This is a genomic window from Streptomyces sp. NPDC034103, assembly GCF_055575395.1.
Genome location: NZ_JBVISS010000010.1, coordinates 103,950 through 127,531, shown reverse-complemented (window position 1 = coordinate 127,531; position 23,582 = coordinate 103,950). Strand labels below are relative to the sequence as shown.

The following is a 23,582-nucleotide window of genomic DNA, read 5'->3' as shown; positions in this document are numbered from 1 at the left end:
GGCCATGGATGGGTGTGACAGCCGATGAACAGCGAAGACAAGCTGCGGGACTACCTGAAGCGGGCCACCGCCGACCTGCGCAGGGCGCGCCGCCGCATCCAGGAGCTGGAGGAGCCCGAGCCGGTCGCCGTGGTCAGCATGGCCTGCCGCTACCCCGGCTCCGCCGACACCCCGGAGGCCCTGTGGGAGCTGCTGGCGTCCGGCGGCGACGCCATCTCCCCGTTCCCCGACAACCGGGGCTGGGACCTGGAGGCTCTGTACGACCCGGACCCGGACGCCGAGGGCCGCAACTACGTGCGCGAGAGCGGCTTCCTGCACGACGCGGGCGAGTTCGACGCCGACTTCTTCGGCATCAACGCCCGCGAGGCGCTGATCATGGACCCGCAGCAGCGGCTGCTGCTGGAGACCTCGTGGGAGCTGTTCGAACGGGCGGGCATCGACCCGCGCTCCGTCCGGGGCAGCCGTACCGGCGTCTTCGTGGGCGCCGCCACCGTCGACTACGTGACCGGCCACCAGTACGTGCCGGAGGGCCTGGAGGGGTACACCGGCGTCGGCTCGTTCGCCAGCGTCATCTCCGGCCGGGTCGCCTACTCCTTCGGCATGGAGGGGCCCGCCCTCACCGTCGACACGGCCTGCTCGTCCTCCCTGGTCGCGCTGCACCTGGCGGTGCGGTCGCTGCGGCAGGGCGAGTGCGCCATGGCGCTCGCCGGGGGCGTCGCGCTGATGCCGACGCCGCAGGGGTTCATCGCGTTCAGCAGGCAGCGCGCCCTGGCACCCGACGGCCGCTGCAAGGCCTTCGCCGACGCCGCCGACGGCTTCGGGCCGTCTGAGGGCGCCGGGCTGCTGCTTCTGGAACGCCTGTCGGACGCGCGGCGCAACGGCCACCCGGTGCTCGCCCTGATCCGCGGCACCGCAGCCAACCAGGACGGCGCAAGCAACGGCCTCACCGCCCCCAACGGCCCCTCCCAGGAGCGGGTCGTGCGCGACGCCCTCGCCGACGCCCGGCTGACGCCCGCCGACGTGGACGCGGTCGAGGCGCACGGCACCGGCACCACCCTCGGCGATCCCATCGAGGCGCGCGCCCTGCTCGCCACCTACGGCAGGGACCGGGACCCGGACCGCCCCCTGTGGCTCGGCTCGGTCAAGTCCAACTTCGGGCACACCGCGCACGCCGCCGGCGCGGCGGGGGTCATGAAGATGGTCCTGGCGCTGCGCAACGAGCTGCTCCCGCGGACCCTCCACGTGGACCGCCCCTCCACGCACGTCGACTGGTCCACCGGCGCGGTCGCGCTGCTCACCGAGCCCGTGGCGTGGAAGCGCGACGGCCGCCCGCGTCGCGCCGGCGTGTCCGCGTTCGGCATCAGCGGCACCAACGCCCACGTGATCGTGGAGGAGGCCCCGGAGCCGGGCGACGGCGCCGAGTCCGCCGGGAAAGCCCCGGCGATACACGCGGAGGGCGAAGGCGGCGCCGTGGACGGCGGCGAGGGGAGCGGCACCCCTGCCCGCGCCCCGCTCGCGCTGCCCGTCGTGCCCTGGGTGCTGTCCGCCCGGTCGCAGGCCGCCCTCGCCGCGCAGGCCGAGCGTCTGGCCGCCTTCGTGGAGCGGCGCGGCGAGGTGCCCGCCACCGACATCGGCTGGTCCTTGGCCACCGGGCGCGCCGCCCTCGAACACCGCGCCGTGGTGCTCGCGGGCGACCACCCCTCCGCCCTCGCCGGCCTGGACGCCGTACGCCGCGGCGAGCCCGCCGCCGGGGTGGTGACCGGCACCGCGCGGCCCGGCGCCGCCCGTGTGGCGTTCGTCTTCCCCGGTCAGGGCTCCCAGTGGCAGGGCATGGCCGTTGGGCTGCTGGAGTCCTCCCCGGTGTTCGCGCAGCGGCTCACCGCCTGCGACGCCGCCCTGCGGCCGTGGACCGGCTGCTCGGTGATCGACGCCGTCCGCGGCGGAGAGGGCGCCGCGTCGCTGGACGACGTGGTGGTCGTCCAGTCGGCGCTGTGGGCCGTCATGGTGTCCCTGGCAGCGCTGTGGCGCTCCGCCGGAGTGGAGCCCGCCGCCGTGATCGGGCACAGCCAGGGCGAGATCGCCGCCGCCGTGGTCGCCGGGGCGCTGTCCCTGGAGGACGGGGCCCGGGTCGTGGCCCTGCGCGCCCGCGCCATTGCCGGGGACCTGTCCGGACGCGGCGGCATGGTGTCCGTGCCGCTGCCCGCGGGGCGCGTCGTCGAGCGCATCGCCCGCTGGGAGGGCCGCATCGGGATCGCCTCCGCCAACGGCCCGTCGTCCACCGTCGTCTCGGGCGACCCTGGAGCCCTCGACGAGCTGCTGGCCGCCTGCGAGGCGGACGGAGTGCGGGCCCGCCGTATCGCCGTGGACTACGCCTCCCACTCGGCCCACGTCGAGGCGATCCGCGACGAGGTCCTCACCGCCCTGCACGACATCCAGCCGCGCGGCGGCGACATCCCCTTCCACTCGACCGTCACCGCGGGCCCGCTCGACACGACCGGGCTCGACGCCGGGTACTGGTACACCAACCTGCGGCAGACCGTGCGCTTCGAGGAGACCGTGCGCGGCCTGCTGGCGGGCGGCATCCGGTTCTTCGTCGAGTGCAGCGCCCACCCGGTGCTCGCCGTCGGCCTGCAGGAGATCTTCGACGACGCGGGCGCCGACGCCGTCGCGCTCGGCTCCCTGCGCCGCGACGAGGGCGGCCCGCAGCGCTTCCTCACCTCGCTCGCCGAGGGCCACGCACGCGGACTGCCCGTCAACTGGGACGCCGTGTTCGCGGGCACCGGCGCCCGCCGCGTCCCCGACCTGCCCACCTACCCGTTCCAGCGGCGCCACTACTGGCTGGAGGCCGAGTACCGCACCGCGGGCGACGCCGGCGACCTCGGCCTCACCGCCGTGGGGCACCCCCTGCTGGGTGCCGCCGTGCGGCTCGCCGAGGGCGACCGGCTGCTGCTCACCGGACGGCTGTCGCTGAAGACCCACCCCTGGCTCGCCGACCACGCCGTCGGGGGGACCGCCCTGGTGCCCGGCACCGCGTTCGCGGAGCTCGCCCTGGAGGCCGCCGCGCGCACCGGCTGCGGCCTCCTCGCCGAGATGACCCTGGAGAGCCCCCTCAGCGTGCCCGCACGCGGCGCCGTCCACGTCCAGGTGGAGGTGGACGCCCCCGACGGCGCCGGACGGCGCGCCCTCACCGTGCACGCCCGCCCCGGTGACGCCGCGGACGGCGACCCCTGGACCCGGCACGCCACCGCGCTCCTCGCCCCGACCGGGCCCGCCGCCGATGGCGAGGCGCTCACCGCGTGGCCCCCGCCCGGTGCGGAACGCCTGGACACCGCGGGGATGTACGAGCCGGTCCCCGGCGGCGCCTACCGGTTCGGCCCCGCCTTCCAGGGGCTGCGCTCCGCCTGGCGGCTCGGCGACACCGTCTACGCGGAGGCCGCGCTGCCGCCGGAGCTGCACCAGGACGCCGCCCGGTTCGGCGTGCACCCGGCCCTGCTGGACGCCGCCCTGCACGCCATCGGCTTCGGCGGCTTCCTCGGCGAGGGCACCCACCTGCCGTTCTCCTGGCACGACGTCACCCTGCACGCCGTCGGCCCCACCGCCGTGCGGGTGCGGGTGCGCGCCGCTGGGAACGACGCGGTCACCGTCACCCTCGCCGACGCCGAGGGCGCCCCCGTGGCCACGGTCGGGCGCCTGGTGTTCCGTCCCCTTCCCGCCGGTGGCGCGGGCGACGACCTGCGCGACGCGCTGTTCCACGTCGACTGGGTCCCGCTGCCCGTCGACGCCACTGCCCCGTCCGGCGGTGGCTGGGCCGTGCTCGGCGCCGACGGGCACGGCCTGGTGCCCGCCCTGCGCGGCGCCGGGGTGCTCGGCGGCGCCCACAGCGGCCCCGCCGAGCTCGCCGCCGCCGTCGCGTCCGGTGAGTCGGCTCCCGAGGTGGCGGTGCTGTCCTGCGTGCCGGACCCCGCCGTCGTCGCCGCGGAGGGCCTGCCCGCCGCCGTCCGCCGCGCCGCCGAGGGCGTGCTGTGCGCCGCCCGGGAGTGGCTGGCCGACGACCGGTTGCACGGATCCGTGCTCGCCGTCGTCACCCGCCGCGCCGTGGCCGCGGGGCCCGGCGAGGACGTCGAGGACCTGGCGCACGCCGCCGTGTGGGGCCTGCTGCGCTCCGCGCAGATGGAGCACCCCGGCCGGTTCCTCCTCGTCGACCTCGACGGGCGCGACGAGTCCAGGGCCCGCACCGCGGCCGCCGTCAGGGCGGCCCTCGCCGCGGACGAGACCCAGCTCGCCCTGCGCCTCGGCGCCGCCCGCGTCCCCCGCCTCGCCAGGACCCCCGCCGGGTCGTTCCTCGTCCCCCCGCCCGGCGAGGCCGCCTGGCGCCTGGACACCACCGGTCCCGGCGACCTCGACCAGCTCGCGCTGCTGCCCCACCCGGAGGCGCTGGCACCCCTCGCGGACAACCAGGTCCGGGTCTCCGTGCGCGCCGCCGGCGTCAACTTCCGTGACGTCCTGGTCGGCCTCGGTATGGTGCCCTCCCAGGAACGCCTCGGCAGCGAGGGCGCCGGCGTCGTCACCGAGATCGGCCCCGGCGTCACCGGCGTCGCCGTCGGCGACCGGGTGATGGGTCTGCTGCCCGACCCGTTCGGGCCCGTCTGCGTCGTGGACCGGCGCCTGGTCACCCGCGTCCCGCGCGGCTGGAGCTTCGAGCAGGCGGCGGCGGTGCCCGCCGCGTTCCTCACCGCCTGGTTCGGCCTCGCCGACCTCGGCGGGTTGCGCGAGGACGAGACCGTGCTCGTCCACGCCGCGACCGGCGGCGTCGGCATGGCCGCGGTGCAGCTCGCCCGTTACTGGGGCGCCGAGGTCTACGCCACCGCCAGTGAGGGCAAGTGGGAGACCCTGCGCCGGATGGGCTTCGACTCCGGCCACATCGCCTCCTCCAGGACCCTGGACTTCGAGGGCACGTTCCGCGCCGCCACCGGGGGGCGCGGCGTCGACGTGGTGCTCAACTCCCTCGCCCACGAGTTCACCGACGCCTCCCTGCGGCTGCTGCCGCGCGGCGGCCGGTTCCTGGAGATGGGCAAGACCGACCAGCGCGACCCGGGCGAGGTCGCCGAGCGGCACCCCGGCGTCACCTACCGCCCCTACGACCTCATCGACGCCGGCGCCGACCGCATAGCCGAGATCCTCGGCACCCTCGTCCGGCTCTTCGAACGGCGCGTCCTGCGGCCGCTGCCCGTGCGCACCTGGGACGTGCGCCGCGCCCCCGAGGCGTTCCGGTTCATGAGCCAGGCCCGGCACACCGGCAAGCTCGTCCTCACCGTCCCCCGGCCCCCGGACCCCGACGGCACCGTGCTCGTCACCGGCGGCACCGGCACCCTCGGCGGCATCCTCGCCCGGCATCTGGTCACCGCCCACGGCGCCCGGCACCTGCTGCTGGCCGGCCGCCGCGGCCCGCAGGCACCCGGCGCCGACGGCCTGCGCGAGGACCTGCTCGCGCTCGGCGCGCACACCGTCACCGTCGCCGCGTGCGACACCGCCGACCGCGACGCGCTGTCCGCCCTGCTGGCCTCCGTACCCGCGGACCGCCCGCTCACCGCTGTCGTGCACGCCGCGGGCACCACCGCCGACGGCGTCCTCGGCTCCCTCACCCCGCAACGGCTCGACGAGGTGCTGCGGCCCAAGGCGGATGCCGCGGTCCACCTGCACGAGCTCACCCGCGAGGAGGACCTGGCCGCGTTCGTCCTGTACTCCGCGGGCGCCGGCGTCCTCGGCAACCCGGGCCAGGCCAACTACGCCGCCGCCAACACCTTCCTGGACGCCCTCGCCCACCACCGCCGCGCCGCCGGTCTGCCCGCCGTCTCCCTGGCCTGGGGCTACTGGGCCGAGACCAGCGAGCTCACCGGGCGGATGGACGGCTCGCACGTGGAGCGGATGACCCGCTCCGGGGTGCTGCCCATCGACGCCGCCCACGGCATGCGCCTGTTCGACGCCGCCCTCGGCGCGGGCGAGGCCCTGCTCGTGCCCACCCGGCTCGACGTCTCCGCGCTGCGGGCGGGCGCGTCCACGGGCCCCGGCCCCGCGATGCTGCGCGGCCTGCTCGGCGGCGGCCGGCGGCAGGCGCCCCGCCAGGCCGCCCGGGCCGGGACCGCCGCCGTCGAGGCCCGTTCGCTCGAGGCCAGGCTGGCGGGTCTGCCCGCCGACGAGCAGCGGCTCCTGCTGGAGGACCTGGTGCGCGGCCACGTCGCCGCGGTGCTCGGCGCCGCAGGACCCGAGGCCGTCGGCGCCGAGCGGGCCTTCAAGGACATGGGCCTCGACTCGCTCACCGCCGTCGAACTGCGCAACCGCCTCGGCGCCGCCACCGGCCTCACCCTGCCCAGCACCCTCGTCTTCGACTTCCCCTCGCCCCGGGAACTCGCCGGGCACCTGCACCAGGAACTCGCCCCCGACGCGGCCGCCGCGGCCGCGGACGGCCCCGACCCGGAGGAGGCCCGGGTGCGCGCCCTGCTCGCCACCGTCCCGCTGGCCCGGCTGCGCGCCGGCGGGCTGCTCGACCCGCTGCTCGGGCTCGCCGAGGACCCGGCGCCCGGCACCGAGCCCGCTCCCGACCGGGACGCCGGGGCGATCGCCGAGATGGACGTCGAGGACCTGGTGCGCGCCGCCCTCGGCAGCAGCGGTTCGTGAACCGGACGCCGCCCGCGACGGGACACCGCCGCATCCCCGCCGATCAGGAACGGCGCGCCGAGCGCCCCACAGAGAGGGAGTGACCGATGGCCTCCACCGAACAGATCATCGAGGCCCTGCGCGCGGCCCTCACCGACAACGAGCGGCTGCGCGAGCAGAACCGGCGGCTGGTGGCCGCGGCGTCGGAACCGCTGGCCGTCGTGGGCATGGCCTGCCGCTTCCCGGGCGGCGCCACGTCCCCGGACCTGCTGTGGGAGCGCCTGGCGGACGGCAGGGACATGATGTCCCCGCTGCCCGACGACCGGGGGTGGGACCTCGACGCCCTCCTCGGCACCGCCGACGGCGGCCCCGCCGCCTCCGCCGCGCGCGAGGGCGGGTTCCTGGCCGATGTCTCCCGCTTCGACGCCGAACTGTTCGGCATCTCGCCCCGCGAGGCCCTCGCCATGGACCCCCAGCAGCGGGTGATGCTGGAGGTCTCCTGGGAGGCGTTCGAACACGCCGGCCTGGACCCGCTGTCCCTCAAGGGCAGCCCCACCGGCGTCTTCCTCGGCGTGTCCTACGCGGCCTACGGCTCCGACGTCACCCACGTCCCCGCCGAGGTCCAGGGCTACTCCATGACCGGCAACGTCACCAGCGTCGCCTCCGGGCGCATCGCGTACACGCTCGGCCTGGAGGGCCCGGCCGTGTCCGTCGACACCGCCTGCTCCTCCTCCCTTGTCGCCCTGCACCAGGCGGTGCACGCGCTGCGGGCCGGCGAGTGCTCGCTCGCGCTGGTCGGCGGCGTGTCGGTGATGCCCACACCGGCGCTGCTCGTGGAGTTCACCCGGCAGGGCGGCATGGCGAGCGACGGGCGCGCCAAGGCGTTCGCGGCGGCCGCCGACGGCACCGCCTGGGGCGAGGGCGCCGCGGCCGTCGTAGTGGAACGGCTGTCCGACGCGCGGCGCCACGGCCACCAGGTCCTCGCGCTGGTCCGCGGTTCCGCCGTCAACCAGGACGGCGCCAGCAACGGCCTGACCGCTCCCAGCGGCGCGGCACAGCGCCGGGCGATCCGCGCGGCACTGGACAGCGCCGGCTTCACGCCCCACGAGGTGGACGCCGTCGAGGCGCACGGCACCGGCACCCGCCTCGGCGACCCCATCGAGGCCCGCGCCCTGTTCGACACCTACGGCAAGGACCGGGACCCGGCGCACCCGCTGTGGCTGGGCGCCGTGAAGTCCAACTTCGGGCACGCCGGGCCCGCCGCGGGCCTCGCCGGGCTCGTCAAGATGGTGCTGGCGATGCGCGCGGGGCGGCTGCCGAGGACCCTGCACGTGGCCGAGCCCACCCCGGCCGTCGACTGGTCGACCGGCACCGTACGGCTGCTCACCGAGGACGTCCCGTGGACCCGCGCCGGCCGCCCGCGCCGCGCCGGGATCTCCTCGTTCGGCATCAGCGGCACCAACGCCCACGTGATCGTGGAGGAGGCCCCGGAGTCCCAGGAGACCCCGGAGCCGGAGAAGGCCCCGGAGCCGCAGAAGCGCCCGGCCGCTCGGAAGACCCCGGATCCCCAAGAGGCCCCGGCGGCGGACGGAGCGCGTAGGGCACCCGGCATGGCCGTCGCATCGACACGGGCCGCGGCGGCCGACCCAGACGCCTCCAACCCCGCCCCCGCCGAGACCCCCCTGCCCCTCGCCGGCCGGACCGGGGCCGCGCTGCGCGCCCAGGCCGCCCGGCTCGCGGACCACATCGCCCGCAGGACCGGCGTCCCTCTCGCCGACGTCGGCCTCTCGCTCGCCACCACCCGGGCCCAGCTGCCCCGGCGCGCCGTCGTGGTCGCGGACGGCCAGGAGGAGGCCCTGCGGGCCCTGCGCGCCCTCGCCGCCGGCGAGCCCGACCCGGCCGTCACGGAGGGGGAGGCGGAGGCCGAGAACCGGCCCGCGTTCCTGTTCACCGGCCAGGGCGCCCAACGCCCCGGCATGGGCGCGGGCCTGCACGCCGCGTTCCCGGTGTTCGCCTCGGCGTTCGACGAGACCTGCCACGCCCTGGACCGGCACCTGGAGCACCCGCTGCACGAGGTCGTCCTCGCCGCGCCGGGCACCCGGGGAGCCGCCCTGCTCGACACCACCGCCTACACCCAGCCCGCCACCTTCGCCCTCCAGGTCGCCCTCTACCGGCTGTGGGAGTCCTGGGGCGCCGCCCCGCGGTTCCTCATCGGCCACTCCGTCGGGGAGATATCCGCCGCCCATGTCTCCGGCGTCCTCTCCCTGGACGACGCGGCCACCCTGGTCACCGCGCGCGGCGCCCTGATGCAGGACCTGCCGCCCGGCGGCGCCATGTACGCCCTCCAGGTCACACCGGACGAACTGGCTCCGCAGCTGGCCGGCCGCGAGGCCGAACTGTCCCTGGCCGCCGTCAACGGGCCCCGCTCCACCGTGCTGTCCGGCGATGCCGAGGCCGCCGCCCGGGTCGCCGCGCACTGGGCGGAGCGCGGCCGCAGGACGAAGCGGCTGCGCGTCAGCCACGCCTTCCACTCGGCGCTCATGGAACCCATGCTCGACGCCTTCCGCGAGGTCGCGGCCGCCCTCTCCTACCGGCCGTCGGCCGTGCCCGTGATCTCCAACGTCACCGGCCGGGCCGCCGCCCCCGGCGAACTGGCCGACCCCGGCTACTGGGTGCGGCATGTGCGCGGCACCGTCCGCTTCCTCGACGGGATGCGGGCGCTCGCCGACGAGCACGTCACCGCCTACGTCGAGTTGGGGCCTGACGCCGTCCTCACCGCCATGGCGCGCGAGTGTCTGGGCGGCCGCGCCGGAGCCCGCGTCCTGGCCCCCACCCTGCGCCGTGACCGGCCGGAGACCCGCACCGCCCTCACCGCGGTCGCCGCCGTGCACGCCCACGGGGTGCCGCTCGACTGGGAGGCGGTGTTCTCCGGGCGCGGGGCCCGCCGCACCGACCTGCCCACGTACGCCTTCCAGGGCAGGCGCTACTGGCTGACCAGCGCACCCGACCCGGACGCCGGCGACGTCGTGCCCACCCTGCTGGCCCAGGCCCCGTCCGAAAGCCTGGCCCAGGCGCCGACTCCGGCCGCCGCCGGGTACGGTACGCCGCCGTCCGGAGACCTCGCGCGGCCGGACGCGCGGGAGCGACTGGTGGCGGAGCTGTCCGGCCTGGACGAGGAGGCCAGGATCGCCCTGCTCACCGCGCTGGTCCGCCGTCACGTCGCCTCGGTGCTCGGCCACACCTCCCCCGAGGAGGTCCTCGTCGCCCGCGACTTCGGCGAGCTGGGTCTCGACTCCATGCCGGCGGCCGAGCTGCTGACGCGGCTCCAGGAGGCCACCGGGCTGGACCTGCCGGCCACCGCCGTCCTTGACCACCCCAGCTGCGAACGGCTCGCGGCGCACCTCGCCGGCCGTCTCGCCGACGGCGTCCTCGCAGCCGCGCCCGTCGCCCGCCCGGACGGGCTCGCCGGGCTCTTCCTGCGGGCCTGCCGCGAGGGCCGGGCGCGCGAGGTCCACGAGCTGACCGCCGGGCTCGCCGCGTTCCGGCCCTCGTTCACGGACGCCGCCGGGCTCGACCGGGCGCCGCGCACCGCCTGGCTGTGCGACGGGCCGGACGAGCCGGTGCTGCTCTGCTTCCCCTCGTTCGTCTGGCAGCAGAACTTCTACACCTACGCCCGGCTGGCTTCCGGCTTCCGCGGCGGTCGCGCCGTCGCCGCGATCGGGCTGCCGGGCTTCGAGGAGGGCGAGCCCCTGCCGGCCTCCGTCGACGCCCTCGCCGAGGTGCTGGCCGACGCGGCCGTGCGGGCGGCTGCAGGCCGGACGTTCGCCCTGCTCGGGCACTCCGGCGGCGGCAACGTCGCCGCGGTGGTCACCGCCCGGCTGGAGCGGCGCGGCACCCCGCCCGGGGCGCTGGTCCTGCTCGACACCCCGGCGTGGGGCGGCGGGCACGGCCTCGGCGGCGAACGCTGGGGCGACGCCGTGCAGCGCGCCCTCGTCGAACGGGCCGACCTGGTGGCGCGGGTCGGGGACGGCACCGCGGAGGCGTGGATCACCGCCCGGGCCCGGTACGCCGGCTTGGACTACACCGTCCCTGCCCTCGCCACCCCGACGCTGCTCGTGCGCGCCACCGAACCCCTCGCGGCGCCGGGCGGCCCGGCCCCCGCCGACGACGGCTGGCGCGTGGCCTGGGCGCTGCCGCACACCGTCGCCGACGCGCCGGGCGACCACTTCTCGATGCTGGAGGCCGACCACGCGGCCAAGACGGCGCAGGCCGTCGACGACTGGCTGCGCGGCCCCCGGTGAGCCCCGCGGCGCACCCGGACGCCCCGCAGCCCCCGGGACCCGATGGCACCAGGCCCCCGAGCCGGGACGCCTCCGGCTCGGCCCCCGCCCCGCCCCGCGCACCACGGAGCAGAAACGGACACATGGCATGACCCCCTGGGACCGCGCAGCCGGAGCATGGCTGACCCGCTACACCCCGCCCCGGCCCGGCGGCGGCCGCGTCCAGCTCGTCTGCCTGCCGCACGCCGGCGGCTCGGCCACCTTCTTCCAGCCGCTGGCCAGGGCGTTCGAGGCGCTGCCCGACGCCCCCTTCGAAGTGCTCGCGGTCCAGTACCCGGGCCGCCAGGAACGGCGCTCGGAACCGCTCGTCGACGACCTGCTGGTCCTTGCAGACCGGGTGGCCGAGGCCCTGCGGCACGCCGGGGACGCCCCGCTCGTGCTGTTCGGGCACAGCATGGGAGCGCTCGTGGCCTGGGAGGCCGCCCGCAGGCTGTGCCGGCCCGGGGACACACCCCCGGCGGGGCTGGTCGTCTCCGGACGCGGCGCGCCCTCCCTGCACCGCGACGTGCGGCTGCACCTGCGCACCGACGCCGAGCTGGTCGCGGACCTGCGCTACCTCAGCGGCACCGCGTCCGACCTGCTGACCGACCCCGGCGTCCTCGGCATGGTCCTGCCCGTGCTGCGCGGCGACTACAAGGCCGTCGACGGCTACCGCTACCAGCCCGGGTCCCCGCTGAGCTGCCCCGTCGCCGTCTTCCTCGGCGACCGCGACCCGTGGGCCAGACAGCGGGAGGCGCGCGGCTGGCAGGAGGAGACCACGGGCCCGGTGACGTTCCGCACCTTCCCCGGCGACCACTTCTACCTCACCGCGCGGTGGGACGCGGTGGCCCTCGCGGTCGCGGAGTCCCTGACCGGCGTCACGGCCGGCTGACGGCGCGCACGCACACGATCGTCTTCCCCGAAAGGAACGTGAGAGGAACGATGTCCGAAACGACACGGGCGGTGGTCCTGGGCGCGGGCATGGCGGGCATGCTGGCCGCCACCGCGCTGGCACGTCACGTCGAGGCGGTGACCGTGTTCGACCGCGACCGGCTGCCCGGCAACGCCGACCCTCGCCGCGGCGTGCCGCAGGCCCGGCACACCCACGTGCTGTGGTCGGGCGGCGCCCGGGTCATCGAGTCGCTGCTGCCCGGCACCACGGACCGGCTACTCGACGCGGGCGCGCACCGCATCGGGCTCCCCGAGGACCTGGTGTCGCTGACCGCGTACGGCTGGCAGAGGCGCTTCCCCGAGACCCAGTTCATGATCGCCGCCAGTCGCTCGCTGCTGGACTGGACCGTGCGCGACCAGGCCGTTGCGGATCCGCGGATCACGGTGACGGGCGACACCGACGTGATCGGGCTGCGGGGCGGCGCGGAAGCGGTCACCGGCGTCACGTACAAGCCGCGCCGGGAGGGCACGGTGTCGGTGCTCGACGCCGACATCGTGGTGGACGCCACCGGCCGGGGCTCCCCGGTGAAACGCTGGCTCGCCGGGCTCGGTCTGCCGCCGGTGCAGGAGGACGTCATCGACTCCGGCATGGCGTACGCCACCCGGGCGTTCCGGGCGCCCCCGGGTGCTCGGAAGAAGTTCCCGCTGGTCAGCGTGTACGCCGACCACCGCGCCGGAGTGCCGGGGCGCAACGGCATCCTGCTGCCCATCGAGGACGGCCGCTGGATGGTCACCCTCTCCGGCACCCGCGGTGGCGAGCCGCCGGCCACCGAGGAGGGCTTCACCTCTTATCTGCGTACCCTGCGCCACCCGCTGATCGCCGACCTGGTGGAGCGCGCGGAGCCGCTGACGGGCGTGCAGGCGTCCCGTTCCACCGCCAACCGGCGCCTGTACTACGACCGGCTTGTGGAGTGGCCCGACGGACTGGTGGTGCTGGGGGACGCGGTCGCCGCGTTCAACCCCGTCTACGGGCACGGGATGAGCGCGGCGGCGCTCAGCGCGGCGGTGCTCGGCGCCACCGTGGCCGAACGCGGACTGCGGCCGGGCACCGCCCAGGCCGTGCAGCGGGCCGTCGGCGCGGTCGTGGACACCCCGTGGTCGCTGGGCACCTCCCAGGACATCTGCTACCCGGACGTGTTCGCCAGCACCGACGACCCGCGGCTGACCCGGCACGCGGCGCAGCGGCGCGCCCAGGCCGACCTGATCGGCACGGCGGCGCTCGCGGACGCCGCGGTGTGCGCGGCCGCGATGCGCGTCAACACCCTGTCGGGCGTCGCCGACGACGCGTTCCAGGCCCCTCAGGTGCGCGCGGCACTGGCCGGGGCCGCCGCGCTCGACCTGCCCGACGGGCCGACGCTGAGCGACGACGAGTACGAGGCGGCGCGGACGGCGGTGCCCGCGGGCCACTGATCGCGCGGATCCCCGCTCCGGCAGCGCGCCACCGTTGCCGGAGCTTCCACTTTTCTCGTTCAGTCATTACAGTGATGACTGAAACGGCTATAGCTCGCTGTGAGCTACAGGAGGTGCTGCAGCATGTCGTCGGACGACGCCGGGATAGAGCAGGATCCCGACGCGGAGCGGCTCCGCGACTGGATGGAGCGGGTGACGGCATGGTTCATGCAGCAGGCCGGCTGGCCGCCGATCATGGGCAGGACCATGGCGTGGCTGATGATCAGCGAGCCGCCGGAGCAGACGGCCGCGCAGATCGCCGAAGCCGTGCAGGCCAGCCGCGCGTCCCTGACCACCACCCTCCGGTTGCTCACCGAGGCCCGCATGGTGCAGGCCGTCACCCGCGCCGGTGAGCGGGCCACGTACTACCGCATCACGGAGGACGCGTGGTCCGGCGTCCTCAAGCGGCGTCTGGAGAGCCTGACGTCCTTCGTGGACATCACGGCCGAAGGGCTGGGGTTGTTTCCGGAGGGCGAGGTGCGCGCGGCCAGGATGCGCGAGGCGCATCGCATGTTCACCTGGCTGAACTCCGAGGCCGAACCCATGTGGAAACGCTGGGATGCCGTCAACCGCGGCGACCGGGCGGACGAGACGAATGAGGAAGACGGGATGTCGTTATGAGTGATGAGCAGAGCCGCAAATGGTGGGCCCTGGGGGCCATCGGCGTCAGCCTGCTGACGGTCGGGGTGGACGCGACGATCCTCAATGTGGCGCTCCCCACGGTGAGCGCCGATCTCAACGCGTCCACGAGCCAGCTCCAGTGGATCGTCGACGCGTTCACCCTGGTCCTGGCAGCGGTGCTGTTGCCCGCCGGACTGCTGGGTGACAAGTTCGGCCGCAAGAAGTTCCTGGTCGCCGCACTGCTGCTGTTCGGTTCCGCCTCCCTGTGGTGTGCCTACTCCGGCTCCTCCGGGCAGCTGATCGCCGCCCGGGCCGTGCTCGGCCTGGCCGCGGCCTTCCTCGTGCCGCTCTCCACCTCCGTCCTGCTGAACCTCTTCGAGGGCGAGGCGGAGCGCACCAAGGCCATCGGCGTCATCGCCGTCTCCCAGATGCTCGGCCTGCCGCTCGGCCCCATCATCGGCGGCGCCCTGCTCAACCACTTCTGGTGGGGCTCGGTGTTCCTCATCAACGTTCCCCTGGTGCTGCTCGGTGTCCTCGCCGTGGCGAAGCTCGTGCCCGAGTCCCGCAGCAGCGAGCGCGTGACCATCGATCTGGGCGGCGTGGTGCTCTCCAGTGCCGGTCTGACCGCGCTCACCTATGGCGCCATCGAGGCCGGCGAGAAGGGCTGGGACAGTCCCGAGACGGCGGTGGCGCTGCTCGTCGGCGCCGCGCTGATCGGCCTGTTCGTGCTGTGGGAGCTGCGCGTCACCGCGGCGGGCAAGGTCCCGCTGGTCGACCTGAGCCTCTTCCGCGGCAGGGGCTTCGTGTGGGGTTCGGTCCTGAGCACCATCGTCAGCTTCGCGATGTTCGGCCTGATGTTCGCCCTGCCGCAGTACTTCCAGGCGGTGCTCGGGTCCGACGCGCTCGGCACCGGCCTGCGGTTGCTGCCGCTCATCGGCGGCCTGCTCGTCGGGGCCAGCGTCATCAACAAGATGCCGGCACAGCTCGGCCCGCGCGCCGTTCCCGCTCTGGGCTTCCTGCTGGTGAGCGTCGGCCTGTTCATGGGCACCGCCACCGAGACGGACTCCGGCTACGGCTACGTCGCGATCTGGCTGGTCGTCATCGGCGCCGGTCTCGGCCTGGCGATGACCCGCTCCATGGCGGCGGCCCTGAACTCCCTGTCCAAGGAGCGCAGCGGCGTCGGCTCGGCCGTGGTGCAGGCGCTCCGCCAGGTCGGCGGCGCGATCGGCGTCGCGGTGCTCGGCGCCGTCGCCAACTCCGCCTACCGCGGCGGCCTCGACCTCCCGGGCACCTCGGACCAGGTCGAGGAAGCGGCCGGGCGCAGTGTCTCCACCGGCGTGGCCGTCGCCGCCAAGCTCCGCGACCCGGCACTCCTCGAGGAGGTCAGGGACGCGTTCATGGGTGCCATGCACACCCTGCTGTTCGTCTGCTCGGGCATCGCCCTGGTCGCCGCGCTGCTCGCCCTCGCCTTCATGCCCAAGCAGGCCGCCGTCCCGGCCGAGGACACCAAGGGGGAGGCTGCGGAAGGGGCGCGGGCCACCGGCTCGGTCGCCTGAGGAATCCCCCGTTTCAGGCGACCGTGAAAAGGCCGCGGTACCGCCGGCTCGCGCCGGTGGTGCCGCGGCCGCCCCATGCCCGCGCTCCCGCCCGTACGCGACCGCACCCCTAACCATGCCCGCGCACCCCTGCCAGGGGCCCTGCCGGGTACGGGGTGCCCCGGCAGATTAGGGGTTCTGGGTCCTCGTCGGTGGTCCCTACAGTCGCAGACGGCGGTCAGTCACTTCTCACGCCAGAATCGGGGACCTCGTGGAAGCCATAGTCAGCGCCGTACTCTCCGACGATGCCCGGCCCGAGGACTTCGAGGCCCTCCCGGTGCCCGAGTCGTACCGCGGGGCGGTGATCCTCAAGGACGACGCCATGATGTTCGAGGGCCTCGCGACCCGGGACAAGGACCCGGCCAAGTCCCTGCGCGTGGAGGACGTGCCGACCCCGCAGCCTGGCCCCGGCGAGGCGCTGATCGCGGTCATGGCCAGCGCGATCAACTACAACACCGTGTGGAGCGCCATCTTCGAGCCGCTCCCGACCTTCACGTTCCTCGAACGGTACGCCCGCTCCGGCGACCCCGACGCCGCCCGGCACGACCAGCCGTACCACGTGCTCGGCTCGGACCTCGCCGGCGTGGTGCTGCGGACCGGCCCCGGCGTGCGCGGCTGGAAGCCGGGGGATCGGGTGGTGGCCCACTGCCTGTCCATCGAGCTCCAGTCCCCGGACGGGCACGACGACACCATGCTCGACCCCGAGCAGCGCATCTGGGGCTTCGAGACCAACTTCGGCGGCCTGGCCGAGCTGTCCCTGGTGAAGGTCAACCAGCTCATGCCCATGCCCGGCCACCTCACTTGGGAGGAGGCCGCGGCGTCCGGGTTGGTGAACTCCACCGCGTACCGGCAGATGGTCTCGCGCAACGGCGCCCGGATGAAGCAGGGCGACACGGTGCTCATCTGGGGCGCGGCGGGCGGGCTCGGCTCGTACGCCACCCAGATCGCCCTCAACGGCGGCGCCGTTCCCGTGTGCGTGGTCTCCGGGGCCCGTAAGGCCGAGCTGGTGCGTTCCATGGGCGCGGAGCTGGTCATCGACCGGGCGGAGGAGGGGTACCGATTCTGGAAGGACGAGTCCACACCGGACCCCCGGGAGTGGAAGCGATTCGGCGCCAGGATCAGGGCGCTGACGGGCGGTGAGGACCCGGACGTCGTCGTGGAGCACCCCGGCCGGGAGACGTTCGGCGCCAGCGTGTACGTGACCAGGCGCGGCGGCACCGTCGTGACGTGCGCCTCCACCTCCGGGTACCGGCACGAGTACGACAACCGCTACCTGTGGATGTCCCTCAAGCGCATCGTCGGCAGCCACTTCGCCAACTACCGCGAGGCATGGGAGGCCAATCGCCTCATCGCGAAGGGCATGATCCACCCCACGCTCTCCACCGTGTATCCGCTCTCCGCCGTGGGCACCGCCACCCAGGACGTGCACCGCAACCGCCACGCCGGCAAGGTCGGCGTGCTGTGCCTGGCGCCGGAGCCCGGTCTCGGCGCACGGAACGGCGAACTGCGCGAACGGCACCTGCCCGCCATCAACCGCTTCCGCACCCCGACCTCCTGACGGCCGCCGGCCGCGCCGCCTGACGGAACGCCGGCCCCGTGCCGCTCTCCGAGCCGGTGCGGGGCGCTCTCCGTCTTCTCCCGGGCGGCCGCCCGCGTACGACGGCGCGGCACCACCGCTCCTCAGGGTGGTGCCGCGCCGTCCGTGTCCCGCCCCGCTGGGGGCGTCAGCCCGCGGTGGCCGCCGTTTCCTTCGCGAACGCCGCCACGTACTCGCTGATCGTGTCCGTCACCGACGCCTGGTGGTCGTTGAGGTAGAAGTGCCCGCCCGGGAAGACCCGGAAGTGGAAGCCGCCCGTGGTGTGCCGCCGCCACGCCTGCGCTTCCTCCGGCGTCACCCGCGGGTCCGCGTCGCCCGTGATCACCCCGACGGGGCAGCGCAACAGCGGCTCGGGCGCCGGCTCGTGCGTCTCCACCGCCTTGTAGTCGGCCCGCAGCCCCGGCAGGATCATCCGCACGATCTCCTCGTCGTCCAGGAGAGCGGACGCGGTGCCGCTCAGTGAGCGGACCTCGGCCAGAAACTCTGTGTCGCCGAGCTGGTGCGCGTTCTCCACCCGGCGTACCGACGGTGCCCTGCGGCCGGACGAGATCACGCCGAGCGGCACGCCGTTGCCCTCGCTTTCGAACATCCGGGCCACCTCGTAGGCGATGACCGCGCCCATGCTGTGCCCCATCAGCACCAGCGGCCGGTCCGCCCAGCCGCGCAGCGCCCGGTGGACGCCGTCCGCCAGCTCGGGCAGGGACTCCAACGGCGCCTCGTCACGCCGGTCCTGGCGCCCCGGGTATTGCCCGCTCAGCGCCTCGACGCGGCCCGTGGCGGCCAGTGCCGCCGAGAACGGGAAGAAGAACGACGCCGAACCGCCCGCGTGCGGCAGGAACACCACCCGCACGCCCGCATCCTGCACCGGGTGGAACCGCCGGACCCAGAGGGTGTCCCCGGCGTCCGCCGCGCCCGTTCCCGTGCTCCTGTCCGTGCTCATCCACGTGACTCCTCACCGGGCGGCCCCGCGGGGCCCGTCCACATGACGGCGCCAGCCTAGGCCGCTCCGGCCCCCGCCCGAACCCCTAATCCTGACCGCGGACCCGGCGCGGCCACCCCTAAAGGGAAGGACAGGGGTTCGCGGCCGTAGAGGCCGTCCTTTCGACCGGACCCGCGGGAACCGGAGGCGCTCCGCCTGCTCACACAGTGATCATTCCACTGAGACTGCGCATGACCGCTGTCGTCTCGGATCTGAAAGTCCCATTCCCTACAGGGAATTGTCGGTCTCCGCCGTGCCCCGCAGGATCTGCTCCGAATGGACCTGCCCGGGCAAGGAGACGACGATGATCGAGATCGACCCGCAGCAGCTGGCCGACCGCTACATGGCTCAATGGAATGTGCCCGATGCCGCAGAGCGCCGCGCCGCCATCGAGCGACTCTGGGCCGAGGACGGCACCCACATCCTTCACCCGCCCGCCGAGATACGGGAGACCGCCGCGGAACTCGGCTTCGACCACCCGACTCTGGAGGCACAGGGATACGACGCCATCGAGACCCGAGTGGCGCGAAGCTACGAGCGGTTCGTCGAGAAACAGGGGTTCGCGTTCCGGGCGCGCCCCGGTGCGATACGTCTTGATGGCGTGGTCAGGATCGGCTGGGAGGCGGTGTCCAGCGCAACTGGCGACGTGATGGGTGGTGGTTCGGACATCCTCGTACTCGACGACAACGGCCGCATCAAGACGGACTACATGTTCCCGGGCTCCTGAGCGGCGGCAGCACAAGCCCTTGCCCCGGCGGCTGCTGAGAGAGCCTCGGCAGTCGCCGGGTCGGCCGGCAGGAACGCCTCCAGCTTCAGCTCGGCAAGCGTCACGTCGACGGCGGTCGCGAAGGTTGTCACGGTCGTCATCAGGCGGAGCTCACCGTACGAGGACCGCAGGCGGAGTGGCACCGCGAAACCGAGTTGCCCGGCGGACGGCTCCAGCTCGGGAACGTACCCGGTGAGCTCGGCGCGCAACTCCTCCAGATGGCCAAGGCGCACCAGGATGTGGCGTGCCCACTCGGCGAGATTGAGGATGCGCGGAGCCAGTCCGTCAGGATGCAGCGCCAAGCGGTAGATATTCGTGCCCGGACCCACCAGCTCGTCAGCCACGCCCTCGGTGATCAGGTCGAAAGCGGAGTTCGCGGCGATCAGGTCACCGCCCCGGTCCACCACCAGCGCCGGATACGGCAGATGCCCGCGCAGGATGTGGTCGATCGCAGTACGCACGGGGGCCAGCACCGGATCGTCCAGTGAGCTCTCCGGGTAGGCGGGCGCGTACCCGGCGGCCAGCAGCAGCTCATTGCGCTCCCGCAGCGGCAGCTGCAGCGACTCGGCCAGGCGCACGACCATGTTCCGGCCCGGGACGGACCTGCCGGATTCAATGAAGCTGAGGTGGCGCTGGGTGGTGCCCGCTCGCAGCGCCAGATCGAGCTGGCTGACATGACGGCGGGTACGACGTTCACGAAGCGTACGAGGGAAGTCCACGGGCCTGTTGTAACGGTGGCGCAGGGTCCCAGGCCATTCCCCGCAGGGAATTGTCGCCACTCGTACCGGTCGTGAACCTTGCCGCATGAACATCGGTGTACTGCTCCCGACCGGAACCGCCCAGTGGGGCCCTGCCGGCGACCCGCGCGAGCTGATTGCCTTCGGCCGCTGCGCCGAACGCTCGGGCTTCTCCTCGCTCTTCGCCAACGATTCTCTCATCAGCCCACGCATCGAGGCGCTCACGATGCTGGCCGCACTTGCCCCGGTGACCGAGACCGTGACACTGGGCACAGCGGCACTGATGCCGTTCCTCCGTCGGCCGATCCAGGCCGCGCAGGCACTCGCGTCGATCGATCTGATGTCCGGTGGCCGGCTCACCGTGACCGTCGGCGCGGGCTTCCCCGGCCGCTTCGGGCGGCCCCTCTACACCCTGTCCGAGCTGCCGTGGGAAAGGCGCTTCGCCCGCCTGGACGAGACCGTGGCACTGTGGCGGGCCCTGTGGGACGGAGCCGACGCCTTCCACGGCGAGATCCTCCGGTTCGATGACGTCCCGCCCACGACCAGGCCGCCCCGAGCCGGCGGCCCGCCCATCTGGCTCGGCGGCGCGTCCCCCGCAGCACTGGCCCGCACTGGCCGACTGTACGACGGATGGCTGCCCTACCCGCCTGACCCCGCCGACTACGCGTCCGGCCTCCACAACGTCCACAAGGCGGCGACCGAAGCAGGACGCGAGGTTGAGGACATCACCCCCGCACTGTTCGTCTCGGTACGGATCGACAACGACATCGAGAGCGGCCGTCGGGCACTGGACGACTACGCGCGGGCCACATACGGCATGCCACTGGAGGAGCTGGAAAAGATCCAGGCAGTGGTCACCGGCTCCACGGACCAGGTGCTTGAGCACCTGGGACAGTACGTCGCCGCCGGTGCTCGGCACATCGTGGCCCGCCTCGGTGCCCTGGACCTGTACTCCCAGCGCGACCAGCTCGAACGGATCGCAGACCTGATCCCCGCCGTCCAAGCGGCAGCGGCTCACGCCGCCACCTCGGAAAGCTCCTGAGCCTCAATGGGCAGGCCGGTGACGCGCCCGCCTGCGAGACGGTCATGGCCCGCATCGGATGCAGACTCGCCCCCTGTCGACACAGCACCTGCCTTGCCTGGTCACCACCTGAGCAAGGTCTCCGCCACGCTCACGGTCCAGACCCGCGCACGGTCGCGGTCGAGCCCGGCTGCCCCATCCACGGCTGGTCAAAGAGCCTGGCCCTCGCAGCGCGGAGGGCACCGCTGTCGTCGTTCCCCCCTTGGCTACTCCGCCCGGACGAGAAGGCCACGAGCGAGTCCCCTGCTGTGCAGGTCGCGGCGACGTGCTCAGTGCCGCACGGCTTAAGGTCCCTACGTGACACACACCTTCGAGGAACTCCTGGACAAGCAACGCGCCGCTGACCAAGCGCACGCCGCCGTGCAAGCCCTACGCGATCAAGGCGACCCGCCCGCTTACGAGACCGCGTGGCAGACGTGGCGCGACCTCACCCGAGACGTACAGGTCGCGGTCACCGAGCACGCGAAAGAGCAGGGCGCGATGCGGGCCGGAGTGGAACTTGACGTGAAGAGGGCGGTGCGGTGCGCCGAGTAGCGAGCATGCGGTGGTCGCCGCTGGGGCGTTCCTGAGTTGGGTGTAGTTCCCCTTGGGGGACATACCTGATCACCGGGGAGAAACGCCCGGCCTGGAAGCCAAGATGCGCGTGGGCGACCGAGCGGCGTAGCTGATCGACGGGGCGTGGATCGACGGACGAGTTGTCACAGGAGCCGGTGCTGACGTCGTGTCGGTACAAGGCACGGCGCACGGCTTCGACCTCGCCTACTCCGACGCACCCGGTGCCGACGGGATCGGTCAGCAGACGTTCCAGCGTGATGTCGAGACGCAGGGCGGCAGGTCGAACGATCGAGAGCCGCGGCTCTGCCTGGCGGCGGCCCCCTTCGAACTCCTCCACCAGCCGCACGCTCTTGCCCATCAGTCTCGCCCGGGCCGGTGCGGGCCTTCGAGCCCCACGTGGGCACCGTCGACAGCCACCGAAACAAGGCTCCGCCGTGTGCAACCTTTTCCCCCGTCGGACTGTCTCCTGATCATCAACCGCTCCTGTCTCTGTGGTCTCTTAGGCATCAATCGGCACAGGAGCGGTCGCATAGAAACATCAGGAGACATTTCATGCGCATTCGCCCCGCAGCCTGCGCGGCACTTCTCGTGGCGTCCCTCGCCCCCGTCCTCACGGCATCTCCCGCCAGTGCGGCGGCGGCCAAGTACGCGGACGACTTCAACGGCGACGGCTACCGCGACTACGCCAGCTACACCTACGAGCAGTACAGCAAGGGCGGCGGCGTCCAGATCACCTTCGGTACCGCCTCCGGTCCCGGCACCCAGACCCAGCTGATCACCCAGGACAGCCCCGGTGTCCCCGGCGCCGACGAGACGGAGGACCAGTTCGGCGATGTCCGGGTGCCCGCCGACTTCAATGCCGACGGATACGGGGACCTCGCCGTGTCGGTGTCGCGCGAGGACGTCGACGGACGCAAGGACGAGGGCGGCGTCGTCATCCTGTGGGGAAGCGCGAGCGGCCTCTCGGGCGGCACCGCGATCCCCAACGCCGGCGCCAAGGTGTCGAACGCCCGCTTCGGCCGCGACCTCGCCGCCGGGGACTTCAACGGGGACGGCAAGAAGGACCTGGCCGCGATCAGCGGGAGCAAGGTCTACGTCTACCGCAGCATCACGCGCACCGGTGTGGCAGGCTCGGTCACCAGCCACGACAAGACGACGAGATTCGCGCCCACGTCCCTGGTCTCGGGCAACATGAACGGGGACTCCAAGACCGATCTGGTGATCATCGGAATCACCGACGAGCTCGACAACTTCGGCACGGACGCGTGGTTCATCAAGGGCGGCTCCGCGCTCAGCGCGGGCAAGACCCTGCGCCTCGTCACGGACTACGGCGACCCCAGCGAGGCGGTGATCGCCGACTTCAACAAGGACGGCTACGGGGACCTCGCGGCGGGCAGCCAGATGTACAACAACTACCAGGGCCGGGTGTCCATCTGGTACGGCTCCTCCACCGGCCCCGCCACCGCCGCCCGTATCACGCAGGCCACCACCAACGTCGCCGGCACCCCAGAGTCCGGCGACTCGTTCGGCTCCTCCGTCTCGGCCGCCGACATCAACGGCGACGGCTACAAGGACCTCGCGATCGGTGTCTACGGAGAGAAGATCAGCCAGGAGACGACCGAGGGCGGCGTTCACGTCCTGCGCGGCAGCGCGAGCGGGATCACCGGCACCAACTCCCAGTGGCTCGCCCGCAACACCGCCGGCGTCCCCGGCGACGTCGCATGGAACGACTGCTTCGGCGACGCGGTCCGCCTCCGCGACACCAACCGCGACGGCAAGGCCGACCTCTACATCGGCGCCATCAACGGCTCGCTGCGCTTCCCCGGCACGTCGTCCGGCGTCACCACGAACGGTGTGACCGACGCCGACACCGACCTCATCTGGGGCATGCTCCAGTAGGCCCGGCCGCCGCGCAGCTGTCTGGGCGTTCGCCTTGTTCGTACGAGTGCGGCCGCGGCGTGGCCGCTCGCGCAGTTCCCCGCGCCCCTGAAACGGGGCTTCGCCCCTGCACCGGGCCCCGTTCGGGGGACAGGGGACGGAGCCCCGACAGCAACGCCGAGAGCCGTACCCATGGCGGGGGTCCGGGGGCAGCGCCCCCAGCGTCGATTTTTGCGCAGTCCCCTGGTCCAGGCGTGCGCGCGGACCCAGGCGCCTTCCGCCTTGGTCATCGGGGGGCGTGGTGGAGGGGGACTGAGCAGGCTGGTCTCGGTGTAGGCGATGCGTCTGCGCCGCTCCACGGTCTGACCGTTTGTGGCCGTCATGTCGCCCCTGCGAGGAG

12 protein-coding genes and 1 pseudogene are annotated in these 23,582 nt (G+C 73.8%); 11 read left to right on the top strand and 2 right to left on the bottom strand.

Going from position 1 to position 23,582, the window contains the following annotated elements:
• Positions 1-24 precede the first annotated feature (24 nt).
• The 7 genes and pseudogenes from ACZ56U_RS23425 (at position 25) to ccrA (ending at position 17,147) form a co-directional block, all read left to right on the top strand.
• On the top strand, positions 25-6,675 hold the full coding sequence (locus tag ACZ56U_RS23425; RefSeq protein WP_469085938.1) for an SDR family NAD(P)-dependent oxidoreductase: 6,651 nt from the start codon (positions 25-27) through the stop codon (positions 6,673-6,675).
• A gap of 116 nt (positions 6,676-6,791) precedes the next feature.
• Positions 6,792-10,955: pseudogene (locus tag ACZ56U_RS23420) on the top strand (type I polyketide synthase); the annotation flags it as partial.
• A 127-nt stretch (positions 10,956-11,082) separates the two neighbouring features.
• Positions 11,083-11,865, top strand: a complete 783-nt coding sequence (locus ACZ56U_RS23415) for a thioesterase II family protein (protein WP_469085937.1) — start codon at positions 11,083-11,085, stop codon at positions 11,863-11,865.
• 50 nt (positions 11,866-11,915) lie between these two features.
• The gene (locus tag ACZ56U_RS23410; protein WP_469085936.1) at positions 11,916-13,334 is read left to right on the top strand and encodes an FAD-dependent oxidoreductase; all 1,419 of its coding nucleotides are present in this window, start codon (positions 11,916-11,918) and stop codon (positions 13,332-13,334) included.
• A 123-nt stretch (positions 13,335-13,457) separates the two neighbouring features.
• Positions 13,458-13,994, top strand: coding sequence for a GbsR/MarR family transcriptional regulator (locus ACZ56U_RS23405; protein ID WP_469085935.1), 537 nt, complete (start codon positions 13,458-13,460; stop codon positions 13,992-13,994).
• Positions 13,991-15,550 (top strand): MFS transporter, encoded by a 1,560-nt coding sequence (locus tag ACZ56U_RS23400; RefSeq protein WP_469085934.1) that lies wholly within the window; start codon positions 13,991-13,993, stop codon positions 15,548-15,550. Before ACZ56U_RS23405 ends, ACZ56U_RS23400 begins: the two co-directional genes overlap by 4 nt.
• Before the next feature lie 250 nt (positions 15,551-15,800).
• Positions 15,801-17,147 carry a crotonyl-CoA carboxylase/reductase gene (ccrA, locus tag ACZ56U_RS23395; RefSeq protein WP_469085933.1) on the top strand — a complete coding sequence of 449 codons (1,347 nt, stop codon included), beginning with the start codon at positions 15,801-15,803 and terminating at the stop codon, positions 17,145-17,147.
• 166 nt (positions 17,148-17,313) lie between these two features.
• Here the strand turns inward: ccrA and ACZ56U_RS23390 are convergent, their stop codons facing one another.
• Positions 17,314-18,126: a thioesterase II family protein gene (locus tag ACZ56U_RS23390; RefSeq protein WP_469085932.1), complete on the bottom strand. Its 813-nt coding sequence runs from the start codon at positions 18,124-18,126 to the stop codon at positions 17,314-17,316.
• Between the two features lie 343 nt (positions 18,127-18,469).
• Between ACZ56U_RS23390 and ACZ56U_RS23385 the strand changes: the two genes are divergently transcribed.
• Positions 18,470-18,892 (top strand): hypothetical protein, encoded by a 423-nt coding sequence (locus ACZ56U_RS23385; protein WP_469085931.1) that lies wholly within the window; start codon positions 18,470-18,472, stop codon positions 18,890-18,892.
• Here ACZ56U_RS23385 and ACZ56U_RS23380 read toward each other — a convergent pair.
• A complete protein-coding gene (locus ACZ56U_RS23380; protein WP_469085930.1) occupies positions 18,871-19,650 on the bottom strand; it encodes a helix-turn-helix domain-containing protein in 780 nt (259 codons plus the stop codon). The two genes, ACZ56U_RS23385 and ACZ56U_RS23380, sit on opposite strands and share 22 nt — an antisense overlap.
• An 85-nt stretch (positions 19,651-19,735) precedes the next feature.
• Between ACZ56U_RS23380 and ACZ56U_RS23375 the strand changes: the two genes are divergently transcribed.
• The 3 genes from ACZ56U_RS23375 (at position 19,736) to ACZ56U_RS23365 (ending at position 23,203) form a co-directional block, all read left to right on the top strand.
• Positions 19,736-20,710, top strand: coding sequence for an LLM class flavin-dependent oxidoreductase (locus tag ACZ56U_RS23375; RefSeq protein WP_469085929.1), 975 nt, complete (start codon positions 19,736-19,738; stop codon positions 20,708-20,710).
• 336 nt (positions 20,711-21,046) lie between these two features.
• Positions 21,047-21,283 carry a hypothetical protein gene (locus tag ACZ56U_RS23370; RefSeq protein WP_469085928.1) on the top strand — a complete coding sequence of 79 codons (237 nt, stop codon included), beginning with the start codon at positions 21,047-21,049 and terminating at the stop codon, positions 21,281-21,283.
• Between the two features lie 573 nt (positions 21,284-21,856).
• Positions 21,857-23,203, top strand: coding sequence for an FG-GAP and VCBS repeat-containing protein (locus ACZ56U_RS23365; protein ID WP_469085927.1), 1,347 nt, complete (start codon positions 21,857-21,859; stop codon positions 23,201-23,203).
• The last annotated feature ends 379 nt before the right edge of the window (positions 23,204-23,582 follow it).